Annotated in this window: 25 protein-coding genes; 13 read left to right on the forward strand and 12 right to left on the reverse strand. The window is 58.9% G+C overall.

The window, feature by feature from the left end:
- Positions 1-37 precede the first annotated feature (37 nt).
- The 8 genes from ABJD00_RS12320 (at position 38) to ABJD00_RS12355 (ending at position 8,186) form a co-directional block, all read left to right on the forward strand.
- Positions 38-1,564, forward strand: coding sequence for a benzoate-CoA ligase family protein (locus ABJD00_RS12320; protein ID WP_413833450.1), 1,527 nt, complete (start codon positions 38-40; stop codon positions 1,562-1,564).
- Entirely contained in the window at positions 1,564-2,382 is an 819-nt protein-coding gene (locus ABJD00_RS12325) for an alpha/beta fold hydrolase (protein WP_413833452.1), read from the forward strand. The genes ABJD00_RS12320 and ABJD00_RS12325 overlap by 1 nt, the downstream gene beginning before the upstream one ends.
- A gap of 109 nt (positions 2,383-2,491) precedes the next feature.
- Entirely contained in the window at positions 2,492-4,150 is a 1,659-nt protein-coding gene (gene boxC, locus ABJD00_RS12330; protein ID WP_413833454.1) for a 2,3-epoxybenzoyl-CoA dihydrolase, read from the forward strand.
- A gap of 75 nt (positions 4,151-4,225) precedes the next feature.
- Positions 4,226-5,674 carry a benzoyl-CoA 2,3-epoxidase subunit BoxB gene (gene boxB, locus ABJD00_RS12335; RefSeq protein ID WP_413833456.1) on the forward strand — a complete coding sequence of 483 codons (1,449 nt, stop codon included), beginning with the start codon at positions 4,226-4,228 and terminating at the stop codon, positions 5,672-5,674.
- 203 nt (positions 5,675-5,877) lie between these two features.
- Positions 5,878-6,330, forward strand: a complete 453-nt coding sequence (locus tag ABJD00_RS12340) for a flavodoxin domain-containing protein (RefSeq protein ID WP_413833458.1) — start codon at positions 5,878-5,880, stop codon at positions 6,328-6,330.
- Positions 6,331-6,370: 40 nt separating this feature from the next.
- Positions 6,371-6,778 carry an acyl-CoA thioesterase gene (locus ABJD00_RS12345; RefSeq protein WP_413833460.1) on the forward strand — a complete coding sequence of 136 codons (408 nt, stop codon included), beginning with the start codon at positions 6,371-6,373 and terminating at the stop codon, positions 6,776-6,778.
- A gap of 50 nt (positions 6,779-6,828) precedes the next feature.
- A complete protein-coding gene (locus tag ABJD00_RS12350; protein WP_413833462.1) occupies positions 6,829-7,722 on the forward strand; it encodes a helix-turn-helix transcriptional regulator in 894 nt (297 codons plus the stop codon).
- Positions 7,719-8,186, forward strand: coding sequence for a 3-hydroxyacyl-CoA dehydrogenase family protein (locus ABJD00_RS12355; RefSeq protein ID WP_413833464.1), 468 nt, complete (start codon positions 7,719-7,721; stop codon positions 8,184-8,186). The genes ABJD00_RS12350 and ABJD00_RS12355 overlap by 4 nt, the downstream gene beginning before the upstream one ends.
- Before the next feature lie 80 nt (positions 8,187-8,266).
- Here ABJD00_RS12355 and ABJD00_RS12360 read toward each other — a convergent pair whose 3' ends face one another.
- The 7 genes from ABJD00_RS12360 to ABJD00_RS12390 form a co-directional block, all read right to left on the reverse strand.
- Positions 8,267-8,755 (reverse strand): DUF2165 domain-containing protein, encoded by a 489-nt coding sequence (locus tag ABJD00_RS12360; RefSeq protein WP_413833466.1) that lies wholly within the window; start codon positions 8,753-8,755, stop codon positions 8,267-8,269.
- Between the two features lie 86 nt (positions 8,756-8,841).
- A complete protein-coding gene (locus ABJD00_RS12365; RefSeq protein WP_413833468.1) occupies positions 8,842-10,497 on the reverse strand; it encodes an ABC transporter substrate-binding protein in 1,656 nt (551 codons plus the stop codon).
- A 129-nt stretch (positions 10,498-10,626) separates the two neighbouring features.
- Positions 10,627-11,499, reverse strand: coding sequence for a TauD/TfdA dioxygenase family protein (locus tag ABJD00_RS12370; protein ID WP_413833470.1), 873 nt, complete (start codon positions 11,497-11,499; stop codon positions 10,627-10,629).
- Positions 11,499-12,914: an FAD-binding oxidoreductase gene (locus ABJD00_RS12375; RefSeq protein ID WP_413833472.1), complete on the reverse strand. Its 1,416-nt coding sequence runs from the start codon at positions 12,912-12,914 to the stop codon at positions 11,499-11,501. Before ABJD00_RS12375 ends, ABJD00_RS12370 begins: the two co-directional genes overlap by 1 nt.
- Positions 12,911-14,089 carry an amidohydrolase family protein gene (locus ABJD00_RS12380; RefSeq protein WP_413833474.1) on the reverse strand — a complete coding sequence of 393 codons (1,179 nt, stop codon included), beginning with the start codon at positions 14,087-14,089 and terminating at the stop codon, positions 12,911-12,913. Before ABJD00_RS12380 ends, ABJD00_RS12375 begins: the two co-directional genes overlap by 4 nt.
- Positions 14,086-14,850, reverse strand: coding sequence for a creatininase family protein (locus tag ABJD00_RS12385; RefSeq protein ID WP_413833476.1), 765 nt, complete (start codon positions 14,848-14,850; stop codon positions 14,086-14,088). The genes ABJD00_RS12380 and ABJD00_RS12385 overlap by 4 nt, the downstream gene beginning before the upstream one ends.
- Positions 14,847-15,551: a glutamine amidotransferase-related protein gene (locus ABJD00_RS12390; protein ID WP_413833478.1), complete on the reverse strand. Its 705-nt coding sequence runs from the start codon at positions 15,549-15,551 to the stop codon at positions 14,847-14,849. The genes ABJD00_RS12385 and ABJD00_RS12390 overlap by 4 nt, the downstream gene beginning before the upstream one ends.
- A 112-nt stretch (positions 15,552-15,663) precedes the next feature.
- Here ABJD00_RS12390 and ABJD00_RS12395 point away from each other — a divergent pair, with 112 nt between their 5' ends.
- The gene (locus tag ABJD00_RS12395; protein ID WP_413833480.1) at positions 15,664-16,053 is read left to right on the forward strand and encodes a RidA family protein; all 390 of its coding nucleotides are present in this window, start codon (positions 15,664-15,666) and stop codon (positions 16,051-16,053) included.
- Here ABJD00_RS12395 and ABJD00_RS12400 read toward each other — a convergent pair.
- The 4 genes from ABJD00_RS12400 to hmgA all read right to left on the reverse strand — a co-directional run bounded on the left by ABJD00_RS12400 (position 16,050) and on the right by hmgA (position 19,311).
- Positions 16,050-16,259, reverse strand: coding sequence for a hypothetical protein (locus tag ABJD00_RS12400; RefSeq protein WP_413833482.1), 210 nt, complete (start codon positions 16,257-16,259; stop codon positions 16,050-16,052). The genes ABJD00_RS12395 and ABJD00_RS12400 overlap by 4 nt on opposite strands.
- A gap of 94 nt (positions 16,260-16,353) precedes the next feature.
- Positions 16,354-17,610, reverse strand: coding sequence for a fumarylacetoacetase (fahA, locus tag ABJD00_RS12405; protein ID WP_413833484.1), 1,257 nt, complete (start codon positions 17,608-17,610; stop codon positions 16,354-16,356).
- Positions 17,611-17,633: 23 nt separating this feature from the next.
- Complete coding sequence (locus tag ABJD00_RS12410; RefSeq protein ID WP_413833486.1) at positions 17,634-17,798, reverse strand: hypothetical protein; 165 nt, start codon at positions 17,796-17,798, stop codon at positions 17,634-17,636.
- A 157-nt stretch (positions 17,799-17,955) separates the two neighbouring features.
- Entirely contained in the window at positions 17,956-19,311 is a 1,356-nt protein-coding gene (hmgA, locus tag ABJD00_RS12415) for a homogentisate 1,2-dioxygenase (protein WP_413833488.1), read from the reverse strand.
- A gap of 67 nt (positions 19,312-19,378) precedes the next feature.
- On the opposite strand from hmgA, the gene ABJD00_RS12420 reads away from it, so the two are divergent.
- Positions 19,379-19,819 carry a MarR family winged helix-turn-helix transcriptional regulator gene (locus ABJD00_RS12420; protein WP_413833490.1) on the forward strand — a complete coding sequence of 147 codons (441 nt, stop codon included), beginning with the start codon at positions 19,379-19,381 and terminating at the stop codon, positions 19,817-19,819.
- 65 nt (positions 19,820-19,884) lie between these two features.
- Positions 19,885-20,718 carry an alpha/beta hydrolase family esterase gene (locus ABJD00_RS12425; protein ID WP_413833492.1) on the forward strand — a complete coding sequence of 278 codons (834 nt, stop codon included), beginning with the start codon at positions 19,885-19,887 and terminating at the stop codon, positions 20,716-20,718.
- A 3-nt stretch (positions 20,719-20,721) separates the two neighbouring features.
- Here the strand turns inward: ABJD00_RS12425 and ABJD00_RS12430 are convergent, their stop codons facing one another.
- Positions 20,722-21,531: a division plane positioning ATPase MipZ gene (locus ABJD00_RS12430; protein ID WP_413833494.1), complete on the reverse strand. Its 810-nt coding sequence runs from the start codon at positions 21,529-21,531 to the stop codon at positions 20,722-20,724.
- A gap of 192 nt (positions 21,532-21,723) precedes the next feature.
- Between ABJD00_RS12430 and edd the strand changes: the two genes are divergently transcribed.
- Positions 21,724-23,535, forward strand: a complete 1,812-nt coding sequence (gene edd / locus ABJD00_RS12435) for a phosphogluconate dehydratase (protein WP_413833496.1) — start codon at positions 21,724-21,726, stop codon at positions 23,533-23,535.
- Positions 23,536-23,537: 2 nt separating this feature from the next.
- Positions 23,538-24,182 (forward strand): bifunctional 4-hydroxy-2-oxoglutarate aldolase/2-dehydro-3-deoxy-phosphogluconate aldolase, encoded by a 645-nt coding sequence (eda, locus tag ABJD00_RS12440; RefSeq protein WP_413833498.1) that lies wholly within the window; start codon positions 23,538-23,540, stop codon positions 24,180-24,182.
- Positions 24,183-24,244 lie beyond the last annotated feature (62 nt).

The following is a 24,244-nucleotide window of genomic DNA, read 5'->3' on the forward strand; positions in this document are numbered from 1 at the left end:
GATAGCGCAACATTCAAGCGCCTTTGGGAGGGGCCGCATGAGCAACGCTGCCAGTTATTTCGTGGACCGTCATGGGGTTGAGGGGCGCTCTGACAAGGTCGCTTTTCGTGAGGCCGAGACAGGGCGCACGTTGACTTATGGAGAGCTTGCGGATGCGTCGGGACGGGCAGCAGCGGCGCTCTTGGCGCATGGTGTTGCGCGAGAAGAGCGCATGGCGATGCTTGTGCTGGATCAGATCGAGTTCCCGATCCTGTTTTGGGGTGCGATCAAGGCAGGGGTGATCCCTGTACCGCTCAACACATTGCTCGCGGCACCAGTTTACGATGCGATTTTGCGCGACAGTCGTGCGACCATGCTGGTTGTGTCTGAGGCGTTATACGAAGTTGTCGCGCCTGTACTGGCCGACAACCCATATTTGCGCAGCGTAGTTGTCATTGGGGCAGAGCAAGAAGATACGATAACGTATGGTGTGTTCATGTCCCTGGGGCAGTCTTCGCTTCCTGCCTTTGACGCGAGTGATGATGAGACGGCATTCTGGCTTTATTCATCGGGTTCAACTGGTCAGCCTAAGGGTGTTCATCATATCCATTCGGCATTGCGTGCCACGGCTGATACCTACGGGGCGCAGGTATTGGGCATGCGCGAAGATGATGTCGTGTTTTCGGCGGCCAAGTTCTTCTTTGCCTATGGCCTTGGCAATTCAATGACTTTCCCCATGTCGGTGGGTGCAACGACAGTAATCTTTGGTGGTCGTCCAACGTCGGACGGTATGGTGGGCGTCATCCAAGTGGAGCGGCCAACAGTTTTCTGTGGAGTACCAACGCTTTATGCGGCAATGGTTGCGCATATGGAAGACGCAGGCGTGCCGGAGGCGCCGCTGCGCGTTTGCATTTCAGCCGGAGAGGCACTGCCTGAATCGGTTGGCGCAAAATGGCGGGCGTTGATGGGGGTCGACATTCTGGACGGTGTTGGATCGACCGAGATGCTGCACATATTCCTGAGCAACGCGCCGGGTGACGTGGTCTATGGTACCTCCGGCGTTCCGGTTCCGGGTTATGACATGCGGCTGGTCGATGAAGCAGGTGTTGAGGTGGCTGTCGGCGAAGTCGGTGAGCTGCTGGTGAATGGTGCGTCGGCCGCGGCAGGATACTGGAATAAACGAGACAAGACGCGCGAAACATTCGAGGGCGTATGGACTCGGACCGGCGACAAGTATGAACGTCGCGAGGATGGACGATACGTCTACTGCGGACGCACGGATGACATGTTCAAGGTGTCTGGCATCTGGGTTAGTCCGTTCGAGGTAGAGCAGGCGATTGCCAGCCATCCAACGGTGCTTGAATGTGCTGTTGTAGCAGCGCGAGACGAGGAGGATTTGGACAAACCCAAAGCCTTTGTCGTGATGAAGGGCGACCGCCCCGACAACCTCGAAGATCTGCTGAAGGATCATGTGAAGGAACGGATTGGCAAGTGGAAGTACCCGCGGTGGATTGAGTGCGTCGAAAGCTTGCCAAAGACGGCGACCGGGAAAATTCAGCGGTTCAAGTTGCGGGAGGGTGCGTGATGGACTGGGGTTCGGGGACGGTCCAGGTCGAACAACATACGTTGGAATATGCAACTTGGGGGCCATCCCCGACCGTGGCGCCAACGCTGGTCCTGTTGCACGAAGGATTGGGATCGCTTGGGCTTTGGCGCGATTGGCCGGCCCAACTGGCTGAGCGCACGGGAATGGGTGTGCTGGCCTATTCGCGTGCCGGATATGGGCGATCTACGCCTGTGAACCTGCCGCGTCCGCTTGGGTACATGACGCTTGAGGCGACAGACATGTTGGGCCCTGTTCTGGATGCGGCCGGCGTGGGCGCTTGCGTGCTGCTGGGCCATTCGGACGGTGCAACGATTGCGGGTATATACGCGGGGTCGGTGTCTGATTTGCGCGTCCGTGGGCTGATCCTGTTGGCGCCGCATTTCTTTACTGAGCCTGAGGGCCTAGCGGCCATTCGTTCAGCCGGCGAGGCTTATTCGAGTGGGGCGCTCAAGGAAAAGCTGGCCCGCCATCACGATCATCCTGATATCGCGTTTTATGGGTGGCATGATGCGTGGATGGACCCGGGTTTTATCGATTGGAATGTGGCGGACGCGATTGATCATTGGCGCGTGCCGTCTTTGATTGTTCAGGGAGATGCCGATCCCTATGGAACGCTGGCGCAAGTTCATGAAGTGGAAGAGCGCGCCTATGCTCCTGTAGAGACGCTGATTCTGAAGGGATGTGGGCACGCACCGCATAAAGAACGCCCAGAAGAGGTCACTGCGGAGATTGTCGCCTTCTGTGCGCGGTTGCAGGCCTTTGAGGCATCGGACGTGGTGATACCCGAGCTCACCTGACTGCAAGAAAGTGCACAAATGATCCAGAATTGCGCTGGCGGAGTGCACTTTGGGTACGGTGCGTTGTACGATATTGCCACATTACCCGAGCAAAGAGCCGCCCCAACCCATGTCAAATATCGTCGACTTTCAGACCGATCCTTCGAAGTACCGTCATTGGCGCGTCGAATATGATGGCCCAGTGGCCAATCTGTTCATGGATGTGGACGAGGATGGTGGGTTGTTTGATGGCTATCAGCTCAAGCTGAACTCTTACGATCTGGGCGTGGATATTGAGCTGGCTGATGTTGTGCAGCGGATGCGGTTTGAGCATCCGGAGGTCAAAGTTGTTGTCATGCAATCGGCCAAGGACAAGGTGTTTTGTGCAGGCGCCAACATCCGTATGCTGGGTGGCGCGGCCCATGCCCACAAGGTCAACTTTTGCAAGTTTACCAATGAGACGCGCAACACCTTTGAGGCTGCGGAGGCCGACAGTGGCCAGAAGTATATCGCCTCTGTCAAAGGGGCCTGTGCGGGTGGGGGCTATGAATTAGCTCTGGCGTGCAACCACATCATGCTGACCGACGATTCATCGTCGTCCGTTTCTTTGCCCGAGGTTCCTTTGCTGGCCGTTTTGCCGGGCACCGGCGGGTTGACCCGTGTGACGGACAAGCGCCACGTGCGCCGTGATCTGGCGGACGTGTTTTGCTCGACCGAAGAGGGCGTGAAGGGCAAACGTGCGGTGAAATGGCGGCTGGTGGACGAGGCGATCCCGAATTCGAAGTTTGACGAGGTTGTCGTCACCCGTGCGCAGGAATTTGCATCCTCCTCGGCCAAGCCGGACGTGGCGCAGGGCATCCACCTTGGCCCGCTGGACAAATCCATTGGTGGGGATGGGTCGGTGGCCTACTCCCTTGTCGATGTGGCAGTGGACCGGGCCGGGCGATCCGCGACGATAACGTTGAGCGGACCGGATGCGCCCGCACCGACGGACATGGCTGCGTTTCAGGCTGAGGGCGATCAGGCCTATATGCTGCGCTTGGCGCGCGAATTGGATGATGCGATCCTGCATTTGCGCTTGAACGAGGTTGAACTGGGTTTGCTTGTGTTCCGCACCCAAGGCGATCCTGAACAGGTGCTTGCCCATGAGGCGGTTTTATTGGGCGACCGGGGTCACTGGCTTGCCAATGAGGTGCTGGCATATTGGAAGCGCGTACTGAAGCGGGTCGATGTCACCTCGCGGTCGATGGTTGCGCTGGTTGAGCATGGCAGTTGTTTCGCGGGCGTTTTGGCCGAACTGCTGTGGGCCGTGGATCGCAGTTACATGATGGAAGACGCCTTTGAAGGCGACAATCGCCCGATTGCGACGGTCACATTGAGCGCGGGCAATTTCGGCGCCTTTCCGATGGGCAATGACCTGACCCGCTTGCAGACAAGGTTTTATGGCGTTGATGGTCTGGACGACGTTCAGGGCCAAATAGGTGAGCCGCTGGAGGCTGAGGAGGCGGATGACCTGGGTCTGGTCACCGTGATTTTGGATGACATCGATTGGGAAGATGAAATCCGCATCTTTATGGAAGAGCGTGCAAGTTTCAGCCCCGATGCGATGACGGGCATGGAGGCGAACCTGCGCTTTGCTGGTCCGGAGACGATGGAGACCCGCATTTTTGGCCGTCTGACGGCCTGGCAGAACTGGATATTTAACCGCCCCAACGCGGTTGGCGAAGACGGTGCCTTGCAACGCTATGGCACTGGCGTGCGCGGAAATTTTGACATGAAACGTGTGTGAGGGACCGGATTTTCAAAGAAAATCTGGACCGCAGAATGACCTCATTTTGCGCCCCACCCAGAGAGGAGAGAAAAGATGGACTTGGTTAACGTCAGCTATGATTCACAGATCCCCAACAATGTGGGTCTTTCACAGGATCGCAAGGTGCTGAAAGCACTGGAAAAGTGGCATCCCGGTTACATCAATTGGTGGAATGACCTGATCCCCCAGAACTTTCAGGAAAGCATGGTCTATTTGCGCACGGCTGTGAGTGTGGATCCGAAAGGCTGGGCCAAGTTCGACTATGTGAAGATGCCCGAATACCGCTGGGGTGTTCTGCTGGCGCCGGCCGTCGAGGATCGTCGCATTCCGATGGGCGAGCACAAGGGCGAACTCGCTTGGCAGGAAGTGCCCGGAGAGTATCGTAATATGCTCAAGCGTTTGATCGTGATCCAAGGCGATACCGAGCCGGGGTCTGTGGAACAGCAAAAGTTCCTCGGCCTTACCGCGCCGTCGCTTTACGATATGCGCAACCTGTTTCAGGTGAACGTTGAAGAAGGGCGTCACCTGTGGGCGATGGTCTATTTGCTGCAAAAGTACTTTGGCAAGGACGGGCGCGAGGAGGCGGATGATATGCTGGTCCGCTCGTCCGGCAGTGAGGAGGCCCCGCGTATGTTGGGCGCTTTTAATGAGGAGACACCCGATTGGCTGTCCTTCTTCATGTTCACCTACTTTACGGACCGGGATGGCAAGATGCAGCTTGAGTCCCTGGCGCAGTCGGGCTTTGACCCGCTGTCGCGCACCTGCCGTTTCATGCTGACCGAAGAGGCGCACCACATGTTTGTGGGCGAAACGGGCGTTGGCCGCACAATTCAGGCCACGATCGAGGCGATGCAGGCCAATGGCATTGATGATCCCTATGATATCGACAAGATCCGCGCGTTGGGTGTTATCGATCTGCCCACGATCCAGAAAAAGCTGAACCTGCATTATACCCTGTCTCTTGATCTGTTTGGACAGGAGGTCAGCACCAATGCGGCCAATGCCTTTAACGCTGGTATCAAGGGGCGTTATCTGGAGCAGCGGATCGAGGATGATCACATGCTGCAAGGTGACACTTACAAGGTGGCCAGCATCCAAAATGGTCAGATCGTCACCGAGGATGTGCCTGCCCTGACCGCTATCAACATGCGTCTGCGCGATGATTATGTGCGTGACGCCTCTGGCGGTTTGCGCCGCTGGAACAAGCAGATCCAGCGCACCGGGATCGAGTTTGAACTGAAACTGCCCCACGAGGGGTTCCATCGCAAGATCGGGGTGTTTGCCAACCAGCCCATCACGCCAGAGGGCACGTTTATCAGCACCGAAGACTGGGCTGCGCGCGAGGCCGAATGGCTACCGACGAAGGCGGATGGGGATTTCATTCAGTCGCTGATGAAGCCCTGTTTCGAGCCGGGCAAATACGCCAGTTGGATCGCCCCGCCCCGCGTTGGTATCGACAACAAACCGGGTGATTTCGAATACGTCAAACTGCATATGGCCTGAGGGAGAGCGCGATGCAGATCAACCGTTCGACTTTGAAAAGCTCCAGCCAGTCCCGCGCTTTTTGCGCTTTGGAGTGTGATGGGTGTACTGGAATGTGTCTGGCGCTCTACATGATGTTAACGCGGGACGAGCAGGATGCGATGTGCCGCCAGTACCGACAGGGTGCGGCCCCTGTCACGCGGCACTGAACGAAGGGAAACGTGATGAAGATTGGACTGTATTACGGGTCTGAGACCGGCAATTCAGAGATGCTGTGTGAGGACATGGAGGCGGAGCTGGGGGCAGACTATGACTGCCATATTCTCAGCCTTTCTGATGTGGACCCAGCGATGCTGGCCAAAGAGACGTTTTATATCTTTGTGACCTCTACGTATGGGAATGGTGATCTGCCGTCGACCGCGTTGCCGTTCGAAGAGGCGATGCAGGATCAGAAACCGGACCTGAGTGGTGTGCGCTTTGCCATATTCGGTCTGGGCGATCAGGTGTTTTCAGAGACGTTCAATCACGGGTCGCTCAAGCTGTCCCAGATGTTGCTGGACGCCAAGGCCGAGATGGTGGGCGAACGGGGCCTGCATGATGCCTCTGGTTTTGACATGCCCGAGGACGTCGCCCTGCCATGGGTAAACGGGATCATGGAGCATCTGGAGGCTGCCTGAGGTTCCGGACACTGAAACGCGCGACCCGTTCGTTCACGAAGTGCGCGTTGCGTGGGGCGACTGTGACCCGGCAGGCATTGCCTATACCGGGCGGCTACCTTGGTTTGCTCTGGATGCCATCAACGCATGGTGGGAGGCCCACACAGGTGGTGACGGCTGGTACCAGTTGGAACTGGATCGCAATATTGGCACGCCGTTTGTGCATCTCAGCATGGATTTTCGCGCTCCGGTCACGCCCCGCCACCGATTGATGTGCGAGGTGTGGCCCAGTCGTTTGGGAAACTCGTCGATCACTTTTTCAATGCTGGGCCGACAGGCGGATACGCTGTGTTTTGAAGGTACGTTCACCTGTGTGTTCATCATCGCGGATCAGTTTAAAAGCCAGCCAGCCCCACCGGACCTGCGAGATATCATCGCACCTCTGCTGCGCAGCCCCCAAATCCCTTGAAGCGGCACTTGGCCGGGCTAGAATTCAGTGAACTAATGGAAAATTCGCATATGTCATCCCCAAAACCTATCCCTTGTGTCTCTGTCCCTCTGATAAGCCGACTGGCTGAGCGAGTACGGGCGGCGCGGGTGCGACTGGGTTTGCCCCGGCGTGAATTGTCCGAACGCTCGGGTGTGTCGCCCCGTTATTTGGCGCAACTTGAGGCGGGCGAGGGGAACATTTCTGTTCTATTGTTGCACCGCGTGGCGACGGCGCTGAACGTGAAGATCGAAGACTTGCTGTCGGAGACCAGCCCGTTCAACGAGGATGTGTCCCGCGTGGCGCGGCTTTATGAGCAGGCACCGGTGTCTGTGCAGGGTCGTGTACGGGCGTTGCTTGCCCCTGAAAACCCACAGACGTTGCGGGCTCAGCGCATTTGTTTGGTTGGATTGCGCGGCGCCGGCAAATCGACGCTTGGTCGAATGGCCGCGGACAAATTGAAGATCCCCTTTATTGAACTGACGGACGAAATTGAGGCGGATGCTGGCATGCCACTGGGCGAAGTGATGGCGCTGTATGGGCAAGACCGTTACCGCGCAATGGAGGCGCAAGCCCTGGCTCGAGTGGTTGAGAGCCATGACAAGTTGATCCTTGCCGTTGCCGGTGGGATCGTGGCGCAAACGGCCACGTACGAGCAGGTACTGGAGCGCTTTCACACCGTGTGGGTCCGCACGAGCCCTGCCGAACATATGGCCCGCGTGCGTGCACAGGGCGATTTACGCCCGATGGAAGGCAACCCCGAAGCGATGGATCAGCTCAAGACATTTCTGACCATCCGCGCGCCTTTGTATGAGCGCGCCCATGCGCAGGTGGATACGAGCAACAAGCCGGTGCAAACCTCAGTGAACGAGTTGCTCGCGACCATTGCAACCAACCAGTTTCTGGACCGTATCGGGCAGTCATGAGTGGCCATTTTGCACCCCTGCAGGACGCGTTCTGGCAGGCGTGTGAGCAGATGCTCATGGATCATACGAACCCTTGGGAATTGGACGCTGCGCTTGTGGCATGGGGCTATGGCCTTGGACCTTGTGAGGCGCAGGACCTTGTCGGTTTGGATGTGGTTTTGTCTGGCCGGTCCGGTTCGACGCCCGCCCCCATACTTGCCCGCATGGTTGTCGAAGGACGGTTGGGCAAAAAGGGCGGTTGGGGGTATTACCGATATCCCGGCGGCGGAGGGGCGGTGATTGATCCGCTGATCGAGGATCTGATCTTTGAGGAGGCCCATTTTGCCAAACGAGCGCGGCAAGAGTTGGAGGGTTCTGATCTGGTGGCGCGCTTGCATGCTCTGGTCGGGCCGGTGTTGCGCGTGGACGTGGAAGGTGCCGTTGACCTGCTGCATTTTCCACCCGAAAAGATTGATTTGATCTGAACCGCCGAGCGGTCGCTGTCTACCACTTTGCGGTGTCAAAGGCGCTCCGCCCGCCGTCCGTTAGACCTTTTTGCGCCAGTCTAGCCCTGCATCAGCACGATCAGCGTGCCCAGTCCCCAAAGCGTCATCTGGTAATGGGTGTTCTGTGCCCCCTCGTGGCAGAACCAATAGCAAAAGTGATTGCCGACGATCAGGAACCCGGCCCAGACGGCGGTGAAGAGCATGGCTCCGACGAGTGCGATGCTACGTCCTGTTTCGACACTGCCGGTACCTGCAATGCTCATGAGCAGCGCAACGGTCCCGATCCAGAGCACAATGGCTGCCAGTAGTTCGATGCCGACGACCAGACGGAAGGCCAAGTGCTGCAGGCGTCGATCGGTGACGGGGCGATGCGCAAGAGGGGCGTAGGCATCGGGGTATTCGGCCTTGAGCCGCGTCATTTCCATCACTTCGGCAGTGTAGGTTTCGTTCACCGAAGGGTGCAGAATGTTGTCGCGCACCCCAAGCGTCAGCCACGCGGCGATCAGGGATGTGGCAAGGGCCTGTGCGGCCAGAATTGTGGTTTCCATGGCATTTGCCTTTGATTGTGCGGCTTCCATAAAAAAGGGGCCGCCCAAGAGAGGCGGCCCCGATCATGTTCGCGCAATCGTCTGGATCAGGTCCAAGCGATTTGCTCGGGGCGAATTTCGAACGAGATGTGGTGGTTGCCGCCAACCAGACCTTCTTTGGTGTGGTTGTAAAGCGAACGCCAGTAAGGCTGGATGGTTACAGCATCGTTTTGCAGGATCGCCTGACCTTCGGCCATCAGGGCACGGCGTGCCTCGATATCCGCTGTTGCCAGTGCTTTTTCCAGAACGGCGTCGAATTCAGGGTTAGAGTAACCGAATTCGTTCCATGCCTCGCCTGTGCGGTAGGCAAGCGCCCAGATCTGCACGCCAAGTGGACGGTGGTTCCAGTTGGTCGAGCTGAACGAATACTTGGTCCAGTCGTTCCAGAATGTCGAACCGGGCAGGATTGTCCGTTTGACGTTGAAGCCTGCATCACGCAGCTGGGCTGCCACCGCGTCGGTGGTGTCCTTGCGCCATGCATCATCGATGGAGAACAGCTCGTGCTCGAAATCCATCATGCCGGCTTCTTCCATCAGCGCGCGTGCACCTTCCGGGTCGACCTTCATAGCTGGCAGTTCGGCATATTCTGGGTGCATCGGACCAACGTGGTGGTTTTCGGCAGGAACGCCGCGCCCGGCATAGCCGAGTTCGAGCAGAACCGAGTTGTCCACGGCCATGTTGATCGCCTGACGTACGCGGGCATCCGCATAGGGCTTTTTGCCATCGACTTCTGCCAACTGGTTGGGCCGGATCACGATGGTCGCCGCTGTGACGATTTCGTTGTTCACCCAGCCATCCAGCGTATCAAAGATATCGATGAACTCGCCTTCGATCGAATAGGTCATATCGATTTCTTCAGCTTCGGCGGCGGCCACGAATGCCGATGGGTCGGTCCCGTAGTCGATGTATTCGATGCTGTCGAGGTACGCGCCGTTGCCTTCGTTCCACCATGTGTGGTCCTCGTTTCGTACGAGGACGGCCTTGACGCCAACTTCGAGCGATTCAGGCAGGTAAGGGCCTGTGCCGATCGGGTTGTCGATGCTGTCGATGGACGTATCCGCGTGGATGATGGCCGCAGGATAATCCGCCATGCCGGGGATCAGGGACACGTCAGAGGCTGGCAGGTTCAGTTTGACAGTGTGGCTGTCCACGACTTCGATGGCGCCGTCGATGGCCTTGTCCGTCTCGGGATCGATCAGGGTCGCAAAGCGGCCCGCCATCGAGTTGCCTTCAACGGCCTTGTCACACCAGCCCGTGATGTTGCGTGCAACGTCTTCGGCTGTGAAGTCGTCACCGTTGTTCCACTTGACGCCTTTGCGAACGTTCAGAGTGTAAACCGTCGCATCGTCGTTGATTTCCCAGCTTTCGAGTAGTTTGCCGGTGAATGTGCCATCGTTCTCGTAGTGGACGAGGTATTCCTGCCAGCCGCGCGAGAAGTTGGCGATTTGCGACCAGTCGTATGTACGAGGGTCTTTTAGGCCGCGGACTTCCATCTGGATGCGCACAGTGCCGCCCATCTGGTGCGCTGCGGCTTGTGCCGGCGTGGCCATGCCAAGCATGGCATAGGCGGTTGCTGTCGTGGCGCCGAACGCGCTGGCCAGTGCCAGAAACTCGCGACGGTTGACCGGATCAGTGCCGACTTTACCGGCCGAATCCACAACGGATTGCGGCAACGGTTTGCCGGTACGTGTCAAAAATGTCATTTTCTTCCTCTCTGTTGGCGGCGTGAAATCATGTCCGCGCCTTATAAGCCGAGGTGAGTGCCCCGGCCGTTGGTGTTGCAGTTTACCTGCTATACTCCGACACCCCACTTTCGGGGGATGGCAAATAGTTCAAACGATAGGACGCATGGCGTCAACCCCATCCGTCGCTGTCGCGGATACACAAATACTCGATAAAACTCGGGGCTCTTTGTAATTCCACGCCGTCCCACGGTGCAAAACCGCCCTTTGGTCCCAAATTAGGACGTCTCCGACCTGCCACTGGTGGCTATAAACATACTGGTCCTGGGTCACCCAGGCGATCAGATCGTCGATCAGTTTGGTGCCTTCTTCGGCCTCCATCCCTTCGATCGCAAAGGCATGGCTGGCGATGTAGAGCGCCTCGGCCCCGTTGACCGGATTGCGCCAGACTGCGTTCCAAAGCTGGTCGGGCCATTTATGAAACATCGGCAGTGCGGCGAGTTCAGCACTGATCCGCGCCCGGCTATGGGACAGGCGGTGCCAGGCTGCGCGATCCCGGATGCGGTCCTTAAGGCTGTCTGGCATGTCCGCCCATCCGGCGCGGGTCGAGGCCAGTTCCGTGGCGCCGCCCGTTTGCGTCACGACCCGTCCGATCAGGATGTTGACCAGAGCAGGTATGGGCAGAAAGGTACTATCGGCATGCCACAGCATGTTGGCCTTGAGGTTGAGCGTGTGCAGGTCCATTTCGGGTGTGACGGACCCGTCCTCGCGCATATTGCTGACGCGGGGTACTTTGAAATCCTCGCCCACTTCGAGGGTTTCGGTATCGCGGTCTTCGATAGGTCCAAACATTCGGGCAAGCCGCATATGCGCCGCATCGTCGATGGTTTGGTTTCGAAACAACAGAGCCGAGTGGGTTTCGAAGGCGTCGCGCACGGCGGCAAAGCTCTGCGTGTCGAGTTCCGCGAGTTCGACGTCGTGCACTTCGATCCCGAATGTTTCTGTCAGTGGTGTTGTTTTCATCAGGCCTCGGTCTCCGTCTGAGTGAGAGATTGGATTGTGTCCGCGTCGAGGTGGGCCACATCTGCCCAAAATCGCGACTTGGCCGCGTTGAGCAGCCCCTTGGGGTCCATCCGTTTCTTCCACGCCAGGTGATTGTAGTCGGCCTTGAGCCCGCCGCCTTCGACATTCCATGTGTGTGCGTCATAGACGGTAAAGCCATTCGCCTCATAGGTGGCGTTGATCTCGGCAAGCCGTTCGGGCGTGGTGAACCAGATGATTGGTAGATCGAAGGTCACGATCTCGCCCCCGACGCGCGCAAATTCGTGGTGCATCCAGACGTCATCGCCAATTTTGGGACGCAGAGCCCCGATGGCCTTTGGGTCAGGTGGGATCGGGCAGCCAATTTGCTGATAGGTCGCGGAGCGATCTGCCTTCAGCACTTGCAGGGTCGTGTGGTTGTAGCTGAAGTCATAGACGTGGGGCAGTCCTGCCGCCTCGCGTTCGCCATCGGTGAGCATCAGGTCCACAAGCCCGCCCGAAGCTGTGATCAGCGTAGCGAAAGCATCGCGATCCTCGATCGGGATCATCGACACGAGCAAGTGCTTTTCAGGCCGGATGTGTCCTTCGAGTTTGGGGAAGTAGGCGCAGATCCGGGCGTCGACCGTGGTCAGAAGTTTGCGAGCAATGTCGGGAGCTTCGGCAAGGGCGAGGCCGGCGGCATAGGCTGCCTCGTAGGTGTCGAAGGTGGCGATGCAACCGACCCAGTCCCGTTTTGGAACCGTGCGCAACGTGACGTCTGTGATCACCCCGTTTAGTCCCCATGCGTGGTGGATGTGCAGGGCGTCTGCGCCTTCGAACACGCGGGCTTTTGGCGTTTCCTCGACGCTCATGGCGGTCAGTGAAACGATGTTGCCCGGATCGCGTAGTGCGCCATTCGCGATGGATCCGATGCCCGCACTGCCCCCCGCCACGAACCCGCCGACAGTGGCGATGCCTTTGGTAGAGGGGAACATGGCCATTTCCTGACCTGACTCCTCAAGGGCGGTGTTGATGTCAGCCATCAGCGCACCAGCTTGCGCCTTCACATAGCCCTCGCCGACCTCCAGCACGTTGTTCATGGCCGTGGTGTCGATGATCAGCCCGCCGTCCATGGGCACTGATTGCCCATAGTTCCCAGTGCCCCCCCCGCGCAGCACGATCGGGGCATCGTGGGCGTAGGCGACCGACAGGGTGTGGGCCATTTCGTCTGCGGATTGGGGCCTTGCCACCAGATCGCCAAAACAGCGTTTCAACTCGGCATTCAGGATCGGGGAATACCAGAAGAAGTCGCGGCTGCGTTTCTTGATCAGGACGGGTTCCGTGATGACTTCGACCGGAGCGAGTTGGTCTGCAAAGGCCGCCCAGTCGATGTCGGTCTTTCCGGATATGGAGGTCATGTCAGCGTTTCCGTTGTGGGATGCAGGGTGGTGCGCCCAGAAATGAGCGTGGCGGTGTGAGCGGCGTCGCAGGTGAGCAAGTCAGATAAATGTGCGCCTTCGACTTTTATGGGTTCGCGCCCAAGGGCGGTTGCGGCATCGGTGGTGATTGCTGTCAGCCAGTCGCCCAAAGGCGGGTCGAGATGCGCAGTGACGCAGGCCAGGGCAAGGGCGGCGCGTGGGTCATGGGCGCCCAGTGGGCAGAAGGCGTCCGCCACGTTGTCCGAAGCCACGACGACTTTGACCCCGGCGTCTCGCAACTCGTGCAACCGTGTGATCCCGCGCCTGTCCGGCGTGCCGTCCGTGCGTCCTTGCAAATAAAGGTTGGTGATGGGCAGCGCGCATATTGTGATGCCAGCGCGTGCGCATTTGTCGGCGATGCGTGTGAAATCGTCTGGGGTGCGGTCCATCAGGCTGACGGCGTGTCCACAGAGGATCGGCCCCTTGAACCCGGTGGCGAGCGCGGTGTCGGCCACAGCTTCAAGCCCGTTGAAATCCCCAAGTCCCTCGTCCACGTGAAAATCCAGCATCAGCCCATGCCGCGTGGCAGCGGCAAAGATGTTGTCCAGACCTGCCTGCGTCGTGTCATGCCCAAGCACAAACGCGCCCGCCACGCCGCCCGTGAGGGCCAGCAGATCACTTACTTTCCCAGCAAATTCCGGGTCCGCCCATTGCCCGATGCCGCAGAGTGCGGCGAGTTGCAGGTCCGGATAGTCTTCGGCACATTCCAGCAGCACGGACCAGCTGAGCGGCGGTGCGGCTGTGTCGCCCCAATCAACATGGCTGCGGATGGCGCGGCACCCGTTGGAGTGCGCCTCTCTTAATCCCTGCATGGCGCGGGCGCGCAGGTCGTCTTCGTCCCAGTTGTTCTTGTCTGCGCGTTGTTGAGTGATCGCATGGGCGAGGTCTCCGCCAACTTGCCCGATGCGCTGGATGGTGTGGCATTTGTCGAGGTGGCAATGAGCCTCGGTCAAGGTGGGAATGACCATACACACATCGCCCCCCGTAGGCGGCGCAAGGCCAAGCAGTTGGCCGTCCTTGATAAAGGGCACACCGCGCCTGCAATCCCCGGCTGGCGCACCGCCAAAGGAGGAGGGATCAGCGATGAACGCGGTGGGCACCAGCACGTCTGTCATTTGCGCGCACCCATTTCAAAACCTGCGAAGTCTTCTAGCCAGCGCCCAAACCCCTGTGCTGCCGAGTTGAGCAGGAATTCCCCTTTTTCGACCGTTGCGGCGGCGGCGTTTCCAAGTGCGCCTTCCGCGTTCAGGTCATCGATGGTCCAGCCGGGGCGGGCGGGTTGACCGGTGAGGCCGGTAAGGTGACCTGCGGCCTCCCAATCTTGCATATTTGTTTGGAAGTCTTGCGCAAGATCCATGTTCACAAGGTCGGGCCGGGCCGCCAGCATGGCACTGGTTTCTGTGTCGCCTGCGTGCAGATCATGGGCCATGGGGGAGGGATCAAAGCCGCTAAGATCGGCAAAGGCGAACCAACTTGCGTGCGCTGCGATCAGGCCGTGATCAAGGCGGGCTGCGCGCACTGCGACTTCGAGCAGAGCGGTGTTCCCGCCGTGTCCGTTGAAGTAGACCAACCTTTTGACGCCAGCGCGTGCGACCGAGGCGGTGATGTCGCGCAGGACGGCCATCAGAGTTTCTGCACTAAGTGTCAGGGTGCCCGCGTGTGCGATGTGCTCGTCGGATTTGGTGATGCTGAGCGTTGGCAGTTGGAGCGCGTTTGCAGTGGTCTCTGTCCGTGCCAGTACGGCTTCGGTCAGGGTGGTGTCGACGCTGAAAGGCAGGTGCGGCCCGTGCTGTTCCGTTGCGCCGAGTGGCAGGATTGCGATGGCGCCGCCTGCATTGATCGTGCCGCGTGAGAGATCTGACCAGAGCGGGATCATGTTGCACGTCCAAAGAAAGAGTTGAGAAAGCCCGTCATCCACGCCCCTTGTGCTGCGTCATGTTCGAGCATCAGCGCGGTAGATTTCTCGCGCGGCTGCACGCCGGGTTCCTTGTAACGACCCCAGCCCTCGGCCCGGTCTTGCCAGCGTTGAAAGCCCGCAATGGTCTGTTCGGGATGGAACTGTAGCCCGACCACGGTGTCGCCGACCGCAAAGGCCTGGTTTTCAAACAATGCGCTGCGGGCCAGATGCGTTGCGCCGTCGGGAAGGTCGAAGGTGTGAAAATGCGCTTGAGCAAAGTGCAGAGTCTCAGGAAACGTGCCGCGGCCAGCGTCAGTTGGTGAAATCTCGTACCAGCCGAATTCGTGCTTCCCGGGTTCGGGTGCCCCGGCCCATGCCCCCATATGATGGGCGATCATCAGCGCACCTTGGCACAGACCCAGAAGGGGTACATTCGCCTTCATTGCGGCGTCGATCATGCGGTATTCTTCGTTCAGGAACGGGTGCAGGTCCGCGTCGTCTGCGTTGTAATTGCCGCCGTAGACCACCACTCTGGCCAGATCGTCGGTCACATCGCCCAAGGTGTCGCCCTTCCATGGACGGCGTGCGTCGAGGCGGACATTGTTCACCGCGCACCACGTCGTAATCCGGTCGTCCATGGGGCCATCGCCGTGGCGCACGCATAGCAGTCGCTTTTCCATATCTTTCCCTTTCAGTGGAAAGTGGATTTCAGCGGCCCTTGAGATATTAAATCTGTGCCAGAGATGTTGAGGAAGGGTTTCAAATTTTCACCGTGTGCGCAAGTGTTGAGAGATGAAAAGCCTGACCCCTGCTGCCATCGCCCCGCCTTTTGCCCTCTATTCGCATGGGGTGGAGTTGCCGGCGGGCGTGCGCATCGTGCGTACGTCCGGGCAGCTGGGCCTCGCGCAGGACGGTTCGGTGCCCGATGGGTCGCAGGCGCAGGCCGAGATTTGCTTTGTCAATATCGCCGCGATTTTGGAAGAGGCGGGGATGGGTGCGGAAGATGTATGTCATGTGAGTGCGTACGTCACAGACCGCACCTACATGCCTGGGTACATGGCCGCGCGGGATGCGTTTTTGGCCAATGCCACGGTCCTGCCCAGTTCCACATTGGTGATCGTGTCGGGCTTTACCCGGCCGGAATTTGTCGTTGAGGTCGAAGTGTGGGCCGCAGCGCCCTAGCTGTGATCGTGGCGCGCCAGTTTCCAGAGCGTCCAGCCACAAGTGCCGCCAAAGAAAAGTGTGGCAATGCCGATGGCCTCCCATCCGCCGGGGCCTGTTGGCAGGCCGCGATAGAGCAGGGCCGCACCGACCAGAGCCAGCCCGATCAGTGAAAAGCTGAGGCGGAAGATCAGGTCGTTGCGGGTGGGGCCGTGTTTATTGCTCATGCCTGAGCAATATGGGGCACCGTTGCTGGGGGGCCAGCCCCCGTCCTTTCAGGACTCCCGCGGGATATTTAAATCAGAGAAGTTGAGGGTGGCTTTACGTTGGGAACAGGTCTTTGGTTGCGGGCAGGATGGTGCCCGTGCAGGTGCCGAAGCCGATCTTGTAACCGTCGCCGCTGGCATGTCCTGACAGAGTCAGAGTGTCGCCGTCTTCCAGAAAAGTCCGGGTGTCCCCGCTGTCCAGCGTCAGGGGTTCCTTGCCGCCCCAGCTGAGTTCCAGAAGACTGCCTCGTTCGGATTTGGTGGGGCCTGAGATTGTGCCGGAGCCTAAGAGGTCACCTGCGTTCATCGGGCAGCCCGACGTGGCGTGATGTGCCAGTTGCTGGGCAGAGGAGTAGTACATCTCGTTGTAATTGGTCTCTGCGATAGTCGTGGCAGCTTTGCCTGTCGGGGCCAGTGTCACACTGAGGTCGATGTCATAGAGCATCGGTCCGGTGTCCTTGAGGTGGTCGAGCAACGGGACCTCGCGCGGTGGCGTTGAGGTGCGAAACGGATCAAGGGCTGCTTTGGTCACGATCCAAGGGCTGATCGAGGTGGCTGTTGCCTTGGCCTGAAACGGGCCGAGGGGTTGGTATTCCCACGCCTGAATATCGCGTGCCGACCAATCGTTCAGCAACACGTAGCCAAAGATCGCTGCATCCGCCTGATCGAGGGTGAGCGGGCCACTGGAAGACGTTCCGACGATGGCGCCCATCTCAAGCTCGAGATCAAAGCGGCGAGAGGGGAGATAGGCTGGCATGTCGTGATCTGGTGATTTGAGTTGCCCCCAGGGTCGGCGGATGTCGGTGCCGGACACCACAACAGATGAGGCCCGTCCGTTGTATCCGATGGGCATGTGCAACCAGTTCGGCGGTAACGCATTTTCAGGCCCCCGAAACATCGTGCCCACATTGGTTGCGTGATGACGACCTGCATAAAAGTCGGTGTATTCGGACACGACGAGGGGCATGTGCAGCGCGGCCTCGCCCATAGGCACCATCAGTGGTTCGACCATTGCTCGGTCGCGCGCGCCTTCGCCCAGTAGGTCGGTCAGTCGGTTGCGAAGGGCCGTCCAGACGGCAGGGCCCTGTTCCATCAGCTCGTTCCAGAACGGTACGTCAAACAGTGGCTCGTCCGTAAGGTCGATCACCCCCTGTTCCTCTGCCGCCTGCATGTCAAAAATCATGTCCCCGATTGCGACGCCGCAGCGTGCATCAAGGGTTGGCGTTGAAAACACACCATATGGCAGATTGTTGAGCGGGAAGTCAGTGTCAGCGGTGTTCGCGCTGGTGATCCATGAAAGTTTGAGAGGCATATAGATCTTTCGTCAACCTACCATCAGCCCGAGTTGATGGATGGGGGCATTTGGCCCTGGTGCATTTTCTGTTTGGTGCGGGGGCTGCGCAATTGCAGGGTGATGGCGGGCAGTTGCGAAATCGTGGCCAAGGCCAGCGCAAATAGCGTCCAGCCGAGTAACGTGTCCGAGGACAGGAAAGTCAGCACGCGCTGGCACCCCTTGCACGTCTGAAAACGATGGAGACATCACTCACTGTCATCATCACTCTTGTCCTTGCGCTTGTTCTGGAGCCAGCGTGCCACGACAAAAAACAGGATGAAAAAGACCGTCCATGACAGTAGATCAGCGAGGTAGTCGGGCATCCTATTTCCGGCCCGGTGTGCCGTCGAACTTCTTTTCGATGTCCGACCAGCAATCGATGTAATCGTCCTGCAACGGAGCCTCCTGGGCCGCAAAGCGTGTCAGGTGTTGGGGAAAGCGCGTTTCGAACATGAAAGACATTGTATTGTCTAATTTCTCCGCTTCAAGGGTGGCATTGCTTGCTCCTTCAAACGCGGTCTTATCGGGCCCGTGTGGCAGCATCATGTTGTGGAGCGACATTCCCCCCGGAACGAAGCCTTTGGGTTTGGCGTCGTACTGTCCGTAGATGTTGCCCATCAGTTCGGACATGATGTTCTTGTGATACCAAGGCGGGCGGAACGTATCCTCGGCCACCATCCAGCGTTCGCGGAACAGTACGAAATCGATGTTGGCAGTGCCCGGTTGACCCGAGGGCGCAGTGAGCACAGTAAAGATCGAGGGGTCGGGGTGGTCAAACAGGATCGCGCCCACCGGACAGTAGGTTTTCAGATCGTATTTGAGGGGGGCATAGTTGCCGTGCCATGCTACTACGTCCAAAGGTGAGTGGCCGATTTGGGTTTCGTGGAACTGGCCGCACCATTTGATGGTCAGGGTCGAAGGTGTTTCGCGATCCTCAAAAGCGGCCACCGGGGCCTTGAAGTCCCTTGGGTTGGCCATGCAGTTGGCGCCAATGGGCCCACGCCCGGGCAGCTCGAATTTTTGCCCATAGTTTTCGCAAACAAAGCCGCGGCACGGCCCTTCCAGCACTTCGACCCTGTAGACGAGGCCTCGGGGAAGGATGGCGATTTCCTGTGGGGCGACGTCAATGATGCCGAGTTCAGTGCAGAACCTCAGTCGTCCTTCTTGTGGGACCACAAGAAGTTCGCTGTCTGCAGAAAAGAAGTAGGCGTCTTTCATCGACTGGGTGACAAGATAGATGTGGCTGGCCATGCCCACTTGGGTGTTCGCATCCCCCGCTGTCGTCATAGTGCGCATGCCAGTCAGCCATGTAAGCGCCTCGTCCGAGTGGGGAACCGGATCCCAGCGGTATTGCCCAAGGCTGGTTACATCCTCGATTACGTGCGGCGCGGATGCCCAATGGGGCAGGTTGATCCGTGCATATCGGCCTGAGTGTTTGACAGATGGGCGGATGCGGTAACACCACGTCCGCTCAGGGCGTTCATGGGTGAAGGCGGTGCCACTTAGCTGTTCACCATAAAGGCCGTAGTTGCATTTCTGCGGAGAGTTCATGCCCTCGGGCAGGGCGCCGGGCAGGGCCTCTGTCTCGAAATCATTGCCAAAGCCGGGCATGTAGACGGTCGTGATGCCAGCGCCGGATGGGGCCTGAATCATGCCATGCGGATCGGTTTGACGGTTCATGGGTGCGCTCCCTTGCAGATGAAGCCCAGAGGTAATAGTTGTATTTGTAACTAACAAGGGGTGAGATATGCGTGACGATCCTGATTTCGATGTGCGGATGTTTCTTCCTTACTTGCTAAATCAGGCGGCGGAAGCTGCGAGTCTAGAGTTCCAGAACGTCTACAAAGACCGATATGGGATGCTGCGCAACGAGTGGCGCGTGCTGTTTCACCTTGGTATCTACGGGCGAATGACGGCCAGCGACATTGGGGCGCGTGCGCAAATGCACAAGACCAAGATCAGCCGCGCTGTCCAGCGTCTGGCTGAACGGCGGTATCTTGTGCGCACCCGTGACGATTCAGACCGCCGGGTTGAGCATCTGGATCTGACCAAGATGGGTCAAAAGGTTTATGCTGATCTGCGCAGTACGGCGCGTGATTATGACGCTGCTCTTGTTGAAGGTTTGCCTACAGAGGATGCCGATCGGCTACGTTCGCAGTTGGTCGCACTGGCCGCGCGTCGCGGGTAAGTGATTTGCTTGGATTTTGTTCCCGGCTCAGGGTGCGCGAGAAAGTGGTCCTGAGAGGATACTGAATGCGCCCACTAATCTTTACGCTGATCGCCGCGTTCAGCTTTGCAGCGACAAACCTTTCCGCCCAGCACACAGGGTGCGGGGATGCCCAAACCCCATGCGATGTTGAGGGTGGCACCTATCACATGGCGATGCCTGAGGCGAAGGTGCCGAAAGGCATTGTTATCCATTTGCATGGGGCGGGGGCCCAAGCGTCAGGATTGCTGAAGTCCGGTTTGGCACGGGGCGCCGCTGCGCGCGGTTATGTCTTTGTCGCGCCAGAAGGATATCACCCTGATTCACGCTTTGTGCGAAATTGGTCGGTGCGGGCGAATGGGTCGTCTTTTGAACGGGATGACGCCGTATTTCTCCGCGCTGTTCTGGCGGATGTGCGTCGCCAGACGGGGCTGACCGAAGAACCGGTTTTGCTTGCCGGGTTCTCGCGCGGTGGGTCGATGGTGTGGGATATTGCTTGTCATGACCCCAGTTTTGCCACCGCCTACGCGCCGCTTGCAGGCGCATTTTGGGATGACCTGCCAGAGGAATGCACCGCGCCAATCATGCTGTTCCACACCCATGGCTGGAACGACCGAACCGTGCCGCTTGAGGGCCGCTCGTTCCGAAATGGTCAGGTGGTGCAGGGGGATGTCTGGGCGTCGCTCAAAATCTTGAGAGAGACAAATGGGTGCGACGCGCGTCAGCCCGAGCGCAACAGCTATGACGGCGAGTTTTGGTTCCGGCACTGGACCGACTGCAAGGCCGGAAAAATCGAATTGATGCTGCACAAGGGTGGGCATGGCGCGCCGCAAGGCTGGTCTGGCCGAATGCTGGATTGGTTTGAGGCGCAGACGGGCTGAGCTTCAGATATTCACCTCGACGCCGGGAAGTTCGAGAGTCTTGAGCAGCTCGCGCAACTCCTGCCGTGCGGCCACATTGGAGATGTTGAGTTGTTTTACACCAATTTCCTTGAGGTCCAGCAGAGTCAGGCCGCGTGGGAACAACTCGCGGAAAATCACCCGCTCGGAGAACCCCGGCGCGATACGAAAGCCGACGCGCTTGGACAGCATTTTGAGCGCGCGCTCCATCTTTTCCTTGTTGACCATGCGCTGGGCGCCCATGCGGTTGCGCACCACGACCCAGTCGATCGGTTTGAGCCCTGCCTGCGCCCGCAATTGCCGGGCGTTCCAGACCATTTCGGAATAGACCGACGGCCCAAGGATCTTGTCGCCTGACGCGTCGATCCGGGCCAGCAGGTCAAAGTCCACAAAACTGTCGTTCAGCGGCGTGATCAGCGTATCGGCCAGCGAGTGTGCCACCTGAGACAGGCGCGTGTGCGAGCCGGGGCAGTCGATCAGGATGAAATCGCTGTCCGCTTCCAGCGTTGCGACCGCCGCGCTGAGACGGTGATCATAGATGTTCTCGCCGGGCTTCAGAGCAGCGGCATCAATTTCGGGCAGTTCGTGCGCGTTGGGTGATGGCAGGTCGAGACCTGAGGAGGCAAGGAATGCCTTGCGGTTTTCCACGTAGCGTCCAAATGTGCGTTGCCGCAGGTCAAGATCAAGCGCGTTGACCTTGTGTCCCAATCTGGCAAGCGCCGTTGCGACATGCATGGAGACGGTGGATTTGCCTGCTCCGCCCTTTTCGTTGCCCACGACGATGATATGCGCCATTTCTGCCCTCTTGCCCCGTGTCCGCTTGCCGGATTTTGCACTACCATATGTTGTGGTTTGCACGTTGAAAAGCGGCGTGGGACCTTTTCCTGCGTCAGCGTGGCACAGCAGACTCAATCACCTCTTTGTTAGCGCTATCAGGAAGGATGTGTTATAGATGCGCCAAACCGAATTCCGACACAGGAGAGCACTATGCCCCTTCACCCCGTAATGACCCGTGTGACTGAGCGCGTGATTGACCGCAGCGCCCCGACCCGCCGCCGTTATCTCGACCGGATGGCCAAGGCAAAATCGGACGGGCCTGCGCGCGCGCACCTGTCCTGCAGTGGGCAGGCCCACGCCTTTGCTGCCGCTGGCGACGATCAGGGCCATCTGGCTGAGGCGAGCAGCGGGAACCTTGGGATCGTGACTGCCTATAATGACATGTTGTCCGCCCACCAGCCGTTTGAGCGTTATCCCACGCTGATCCGCGATGCGGTGCGCGCCTCTGGCGGGACAGCGCAGGTTGCGGGCGGCGTGCCCGCGATGTGCGATGGTGTGACCCAAGGCGAGGCAGGCATGGAACTCAGCCTGTTTTCGCGCGATGTTATTGCCATGGCGGCTGGTGTCGCGCTCAGCCATAACACGTTTGATGCCGCCGTATATCTGGGTGTCTGCGACAAGATTGTGCCCGGCTTGATCATCGCCGCGCAATCGTTTGGTCACCTACCGTCGGTCTTTCTGCCCGCCGGGCCAATGACCAGCGGCTTGCCCAACGACGAAAAGGCCAAGGTGCGCCAGCGCTATGCCGCGGGCGAAGCAACACGGCAGGAACTGCTTGCCTCCGAGATGGCCGCCTATCACGGCCCCGGCACGTGCACCTTTTACGGCACTGCCAACACCAACCAGATGCTGATGGAATTCATGGGGCTTCACTTGCCGGGTTCGTCTTTCGTGAACCCCAACACGGATCTGCGCGATGCTCTGACAATTGAGGGGGCCAAACGTGCGCTGTCTTTGTCGGCCCTTGGCAATCATTACACCCCGGTTTGCGATGTGCTGGATGAAAAGGCATTTGTGAACGGGATCGTGGGCCTTAATGCTACCGGAGGGTCCACGAACCTGTTGATCCACTTGATCGCGATGGCGCGCGCGGGTGGGATCATTCTGGATTGGGAAGATTTCTGCGACCTCTCAGAAATCACGCCATTGATCGCACGGGTCTATCCAAACGGTCTTGCGGACGTAAACCAATTCCACGCATCCGGTGGGCTGGGCTTCATGATTGGAGAACTGCTGAACGCGGGCCTCTTGCATGACGACACCAAGACGGTCGCGGGCGACGGGTTGGAAAACTACACCCACGAGCCCAAGCTTGAGAGTGGAGAGTTGACGTGGAAACCTGGGAGTGGCGAGAGCCTGAACACAGGCATCCTGCGCCCTGCGTCCGAACCGTTTCAGGAAACTGGCGGCCTTAGCCGTCTCGTTGGAACGCTCGGTACAGGCGTGATGAAGATTTCCGCTGTGGCCCCTGAACACCGCGTGGTCGAAGCGCCCTGTCGCGTGTTCCACGATCAGGATGAAGTCAAAGTGGCCTTCAAGGCGGGTGAGTTTGAGGGCGATGTCGTCATCGTTGTCCGCTTTCAAGGGCCAAAGGCGAACGGTATGCCGGAATTGCACAGCCTGACCCCTGCGTTGGGGATCATGCAGGGGCGTGGTCAAAAGGTGGCTTTGGTGACGGACGGACGGATGTCGGGAGCGTCGGGCAAGATTCCATCAGCTATCCATGTGTGTCCAGAAGCGCTGGACGGCGGTCCGATCGGGCAGCTTAGGGATGGTGATATTGTCCGCGTGGATGCCGTTGCTGGCGTTTTGGAGGTGCTGACTGAAGGCGTGTTGGACCGCCCCCATGCGACGGCTGATTTGACGGATTCACACTGGGGTGCAGGTCGCGATATGTTCACGGCCTTCCGTTCCAACGTCGGCTCTGCCAATACTGGCGCGACTGTTTTTGGAGACTTTTGAATATGATTACTGCCAAAGCCGCTTCTGCTCGTGCGTGGGAAATCTGCAACCTTGCCCCGATTGTGCCGGTTCTTGTGGTTGAGGATGTCTCTCATGCCCGCCCCTTGGCCGAGGCGTTGATCGCCGGTGGGTTGCCGGCGCTTGAGGTAACTTTGAGGACACCAGCCGCTTTGGACGTGATTGCGGCCATGGCCGAAGTTGAAGGCGGCGTGGTTGGTGCGGGCACGCTCGTCACACCTGATGATGTCTATGCGGCCAAGGAGGCGGGGGCGCAGTTTGGGGTCTCGCCTGGTGCCACGGACGCTTTGATTGCGGCCTGTGAGGCCGAAGGGTTGCCCTTGTTGCCGGGGGCGGCGACGGCGTCCGAGGCGATGGCTCTGCTCGAGCGCGGCTATGACATGCTCAAGTTTTTCCCAGCGGAGGCTTCTGGCGGCGCGCCCGCTTTGAAGGCGATTGGTGCGCCGTTGCCTCAAATCTCGTTCTGCCCGACCGGTGGTGTCAGCATGAGCAATGCTGACAGCTATCTGAGTTTGCCCAATGTGGTTTGTGCGGGCGGGTCCTGGGTCGCACCCAAGGATAAGGTTCTGGCTGGAGACTGGGCTGGAATTGAAGCGCTGGCGCGAGAGGCGGCGGGGTTGTCCCGATGAGGGTCAAGACTGCCCCAGCTGGCGGTCGGCTCTGCATTTCGTTTGGTCACAGATTTGACTGG

It is taken from the genome of Tateyamaria sp. (genome assembly GCF_039945315.1).
Classification (GTDB): domain Bacteria; phylum Pseudomonadota; class Alphaproteobacteria; order Rhodobacterales; family Rhodobacteraceae; genus Tateyamaria.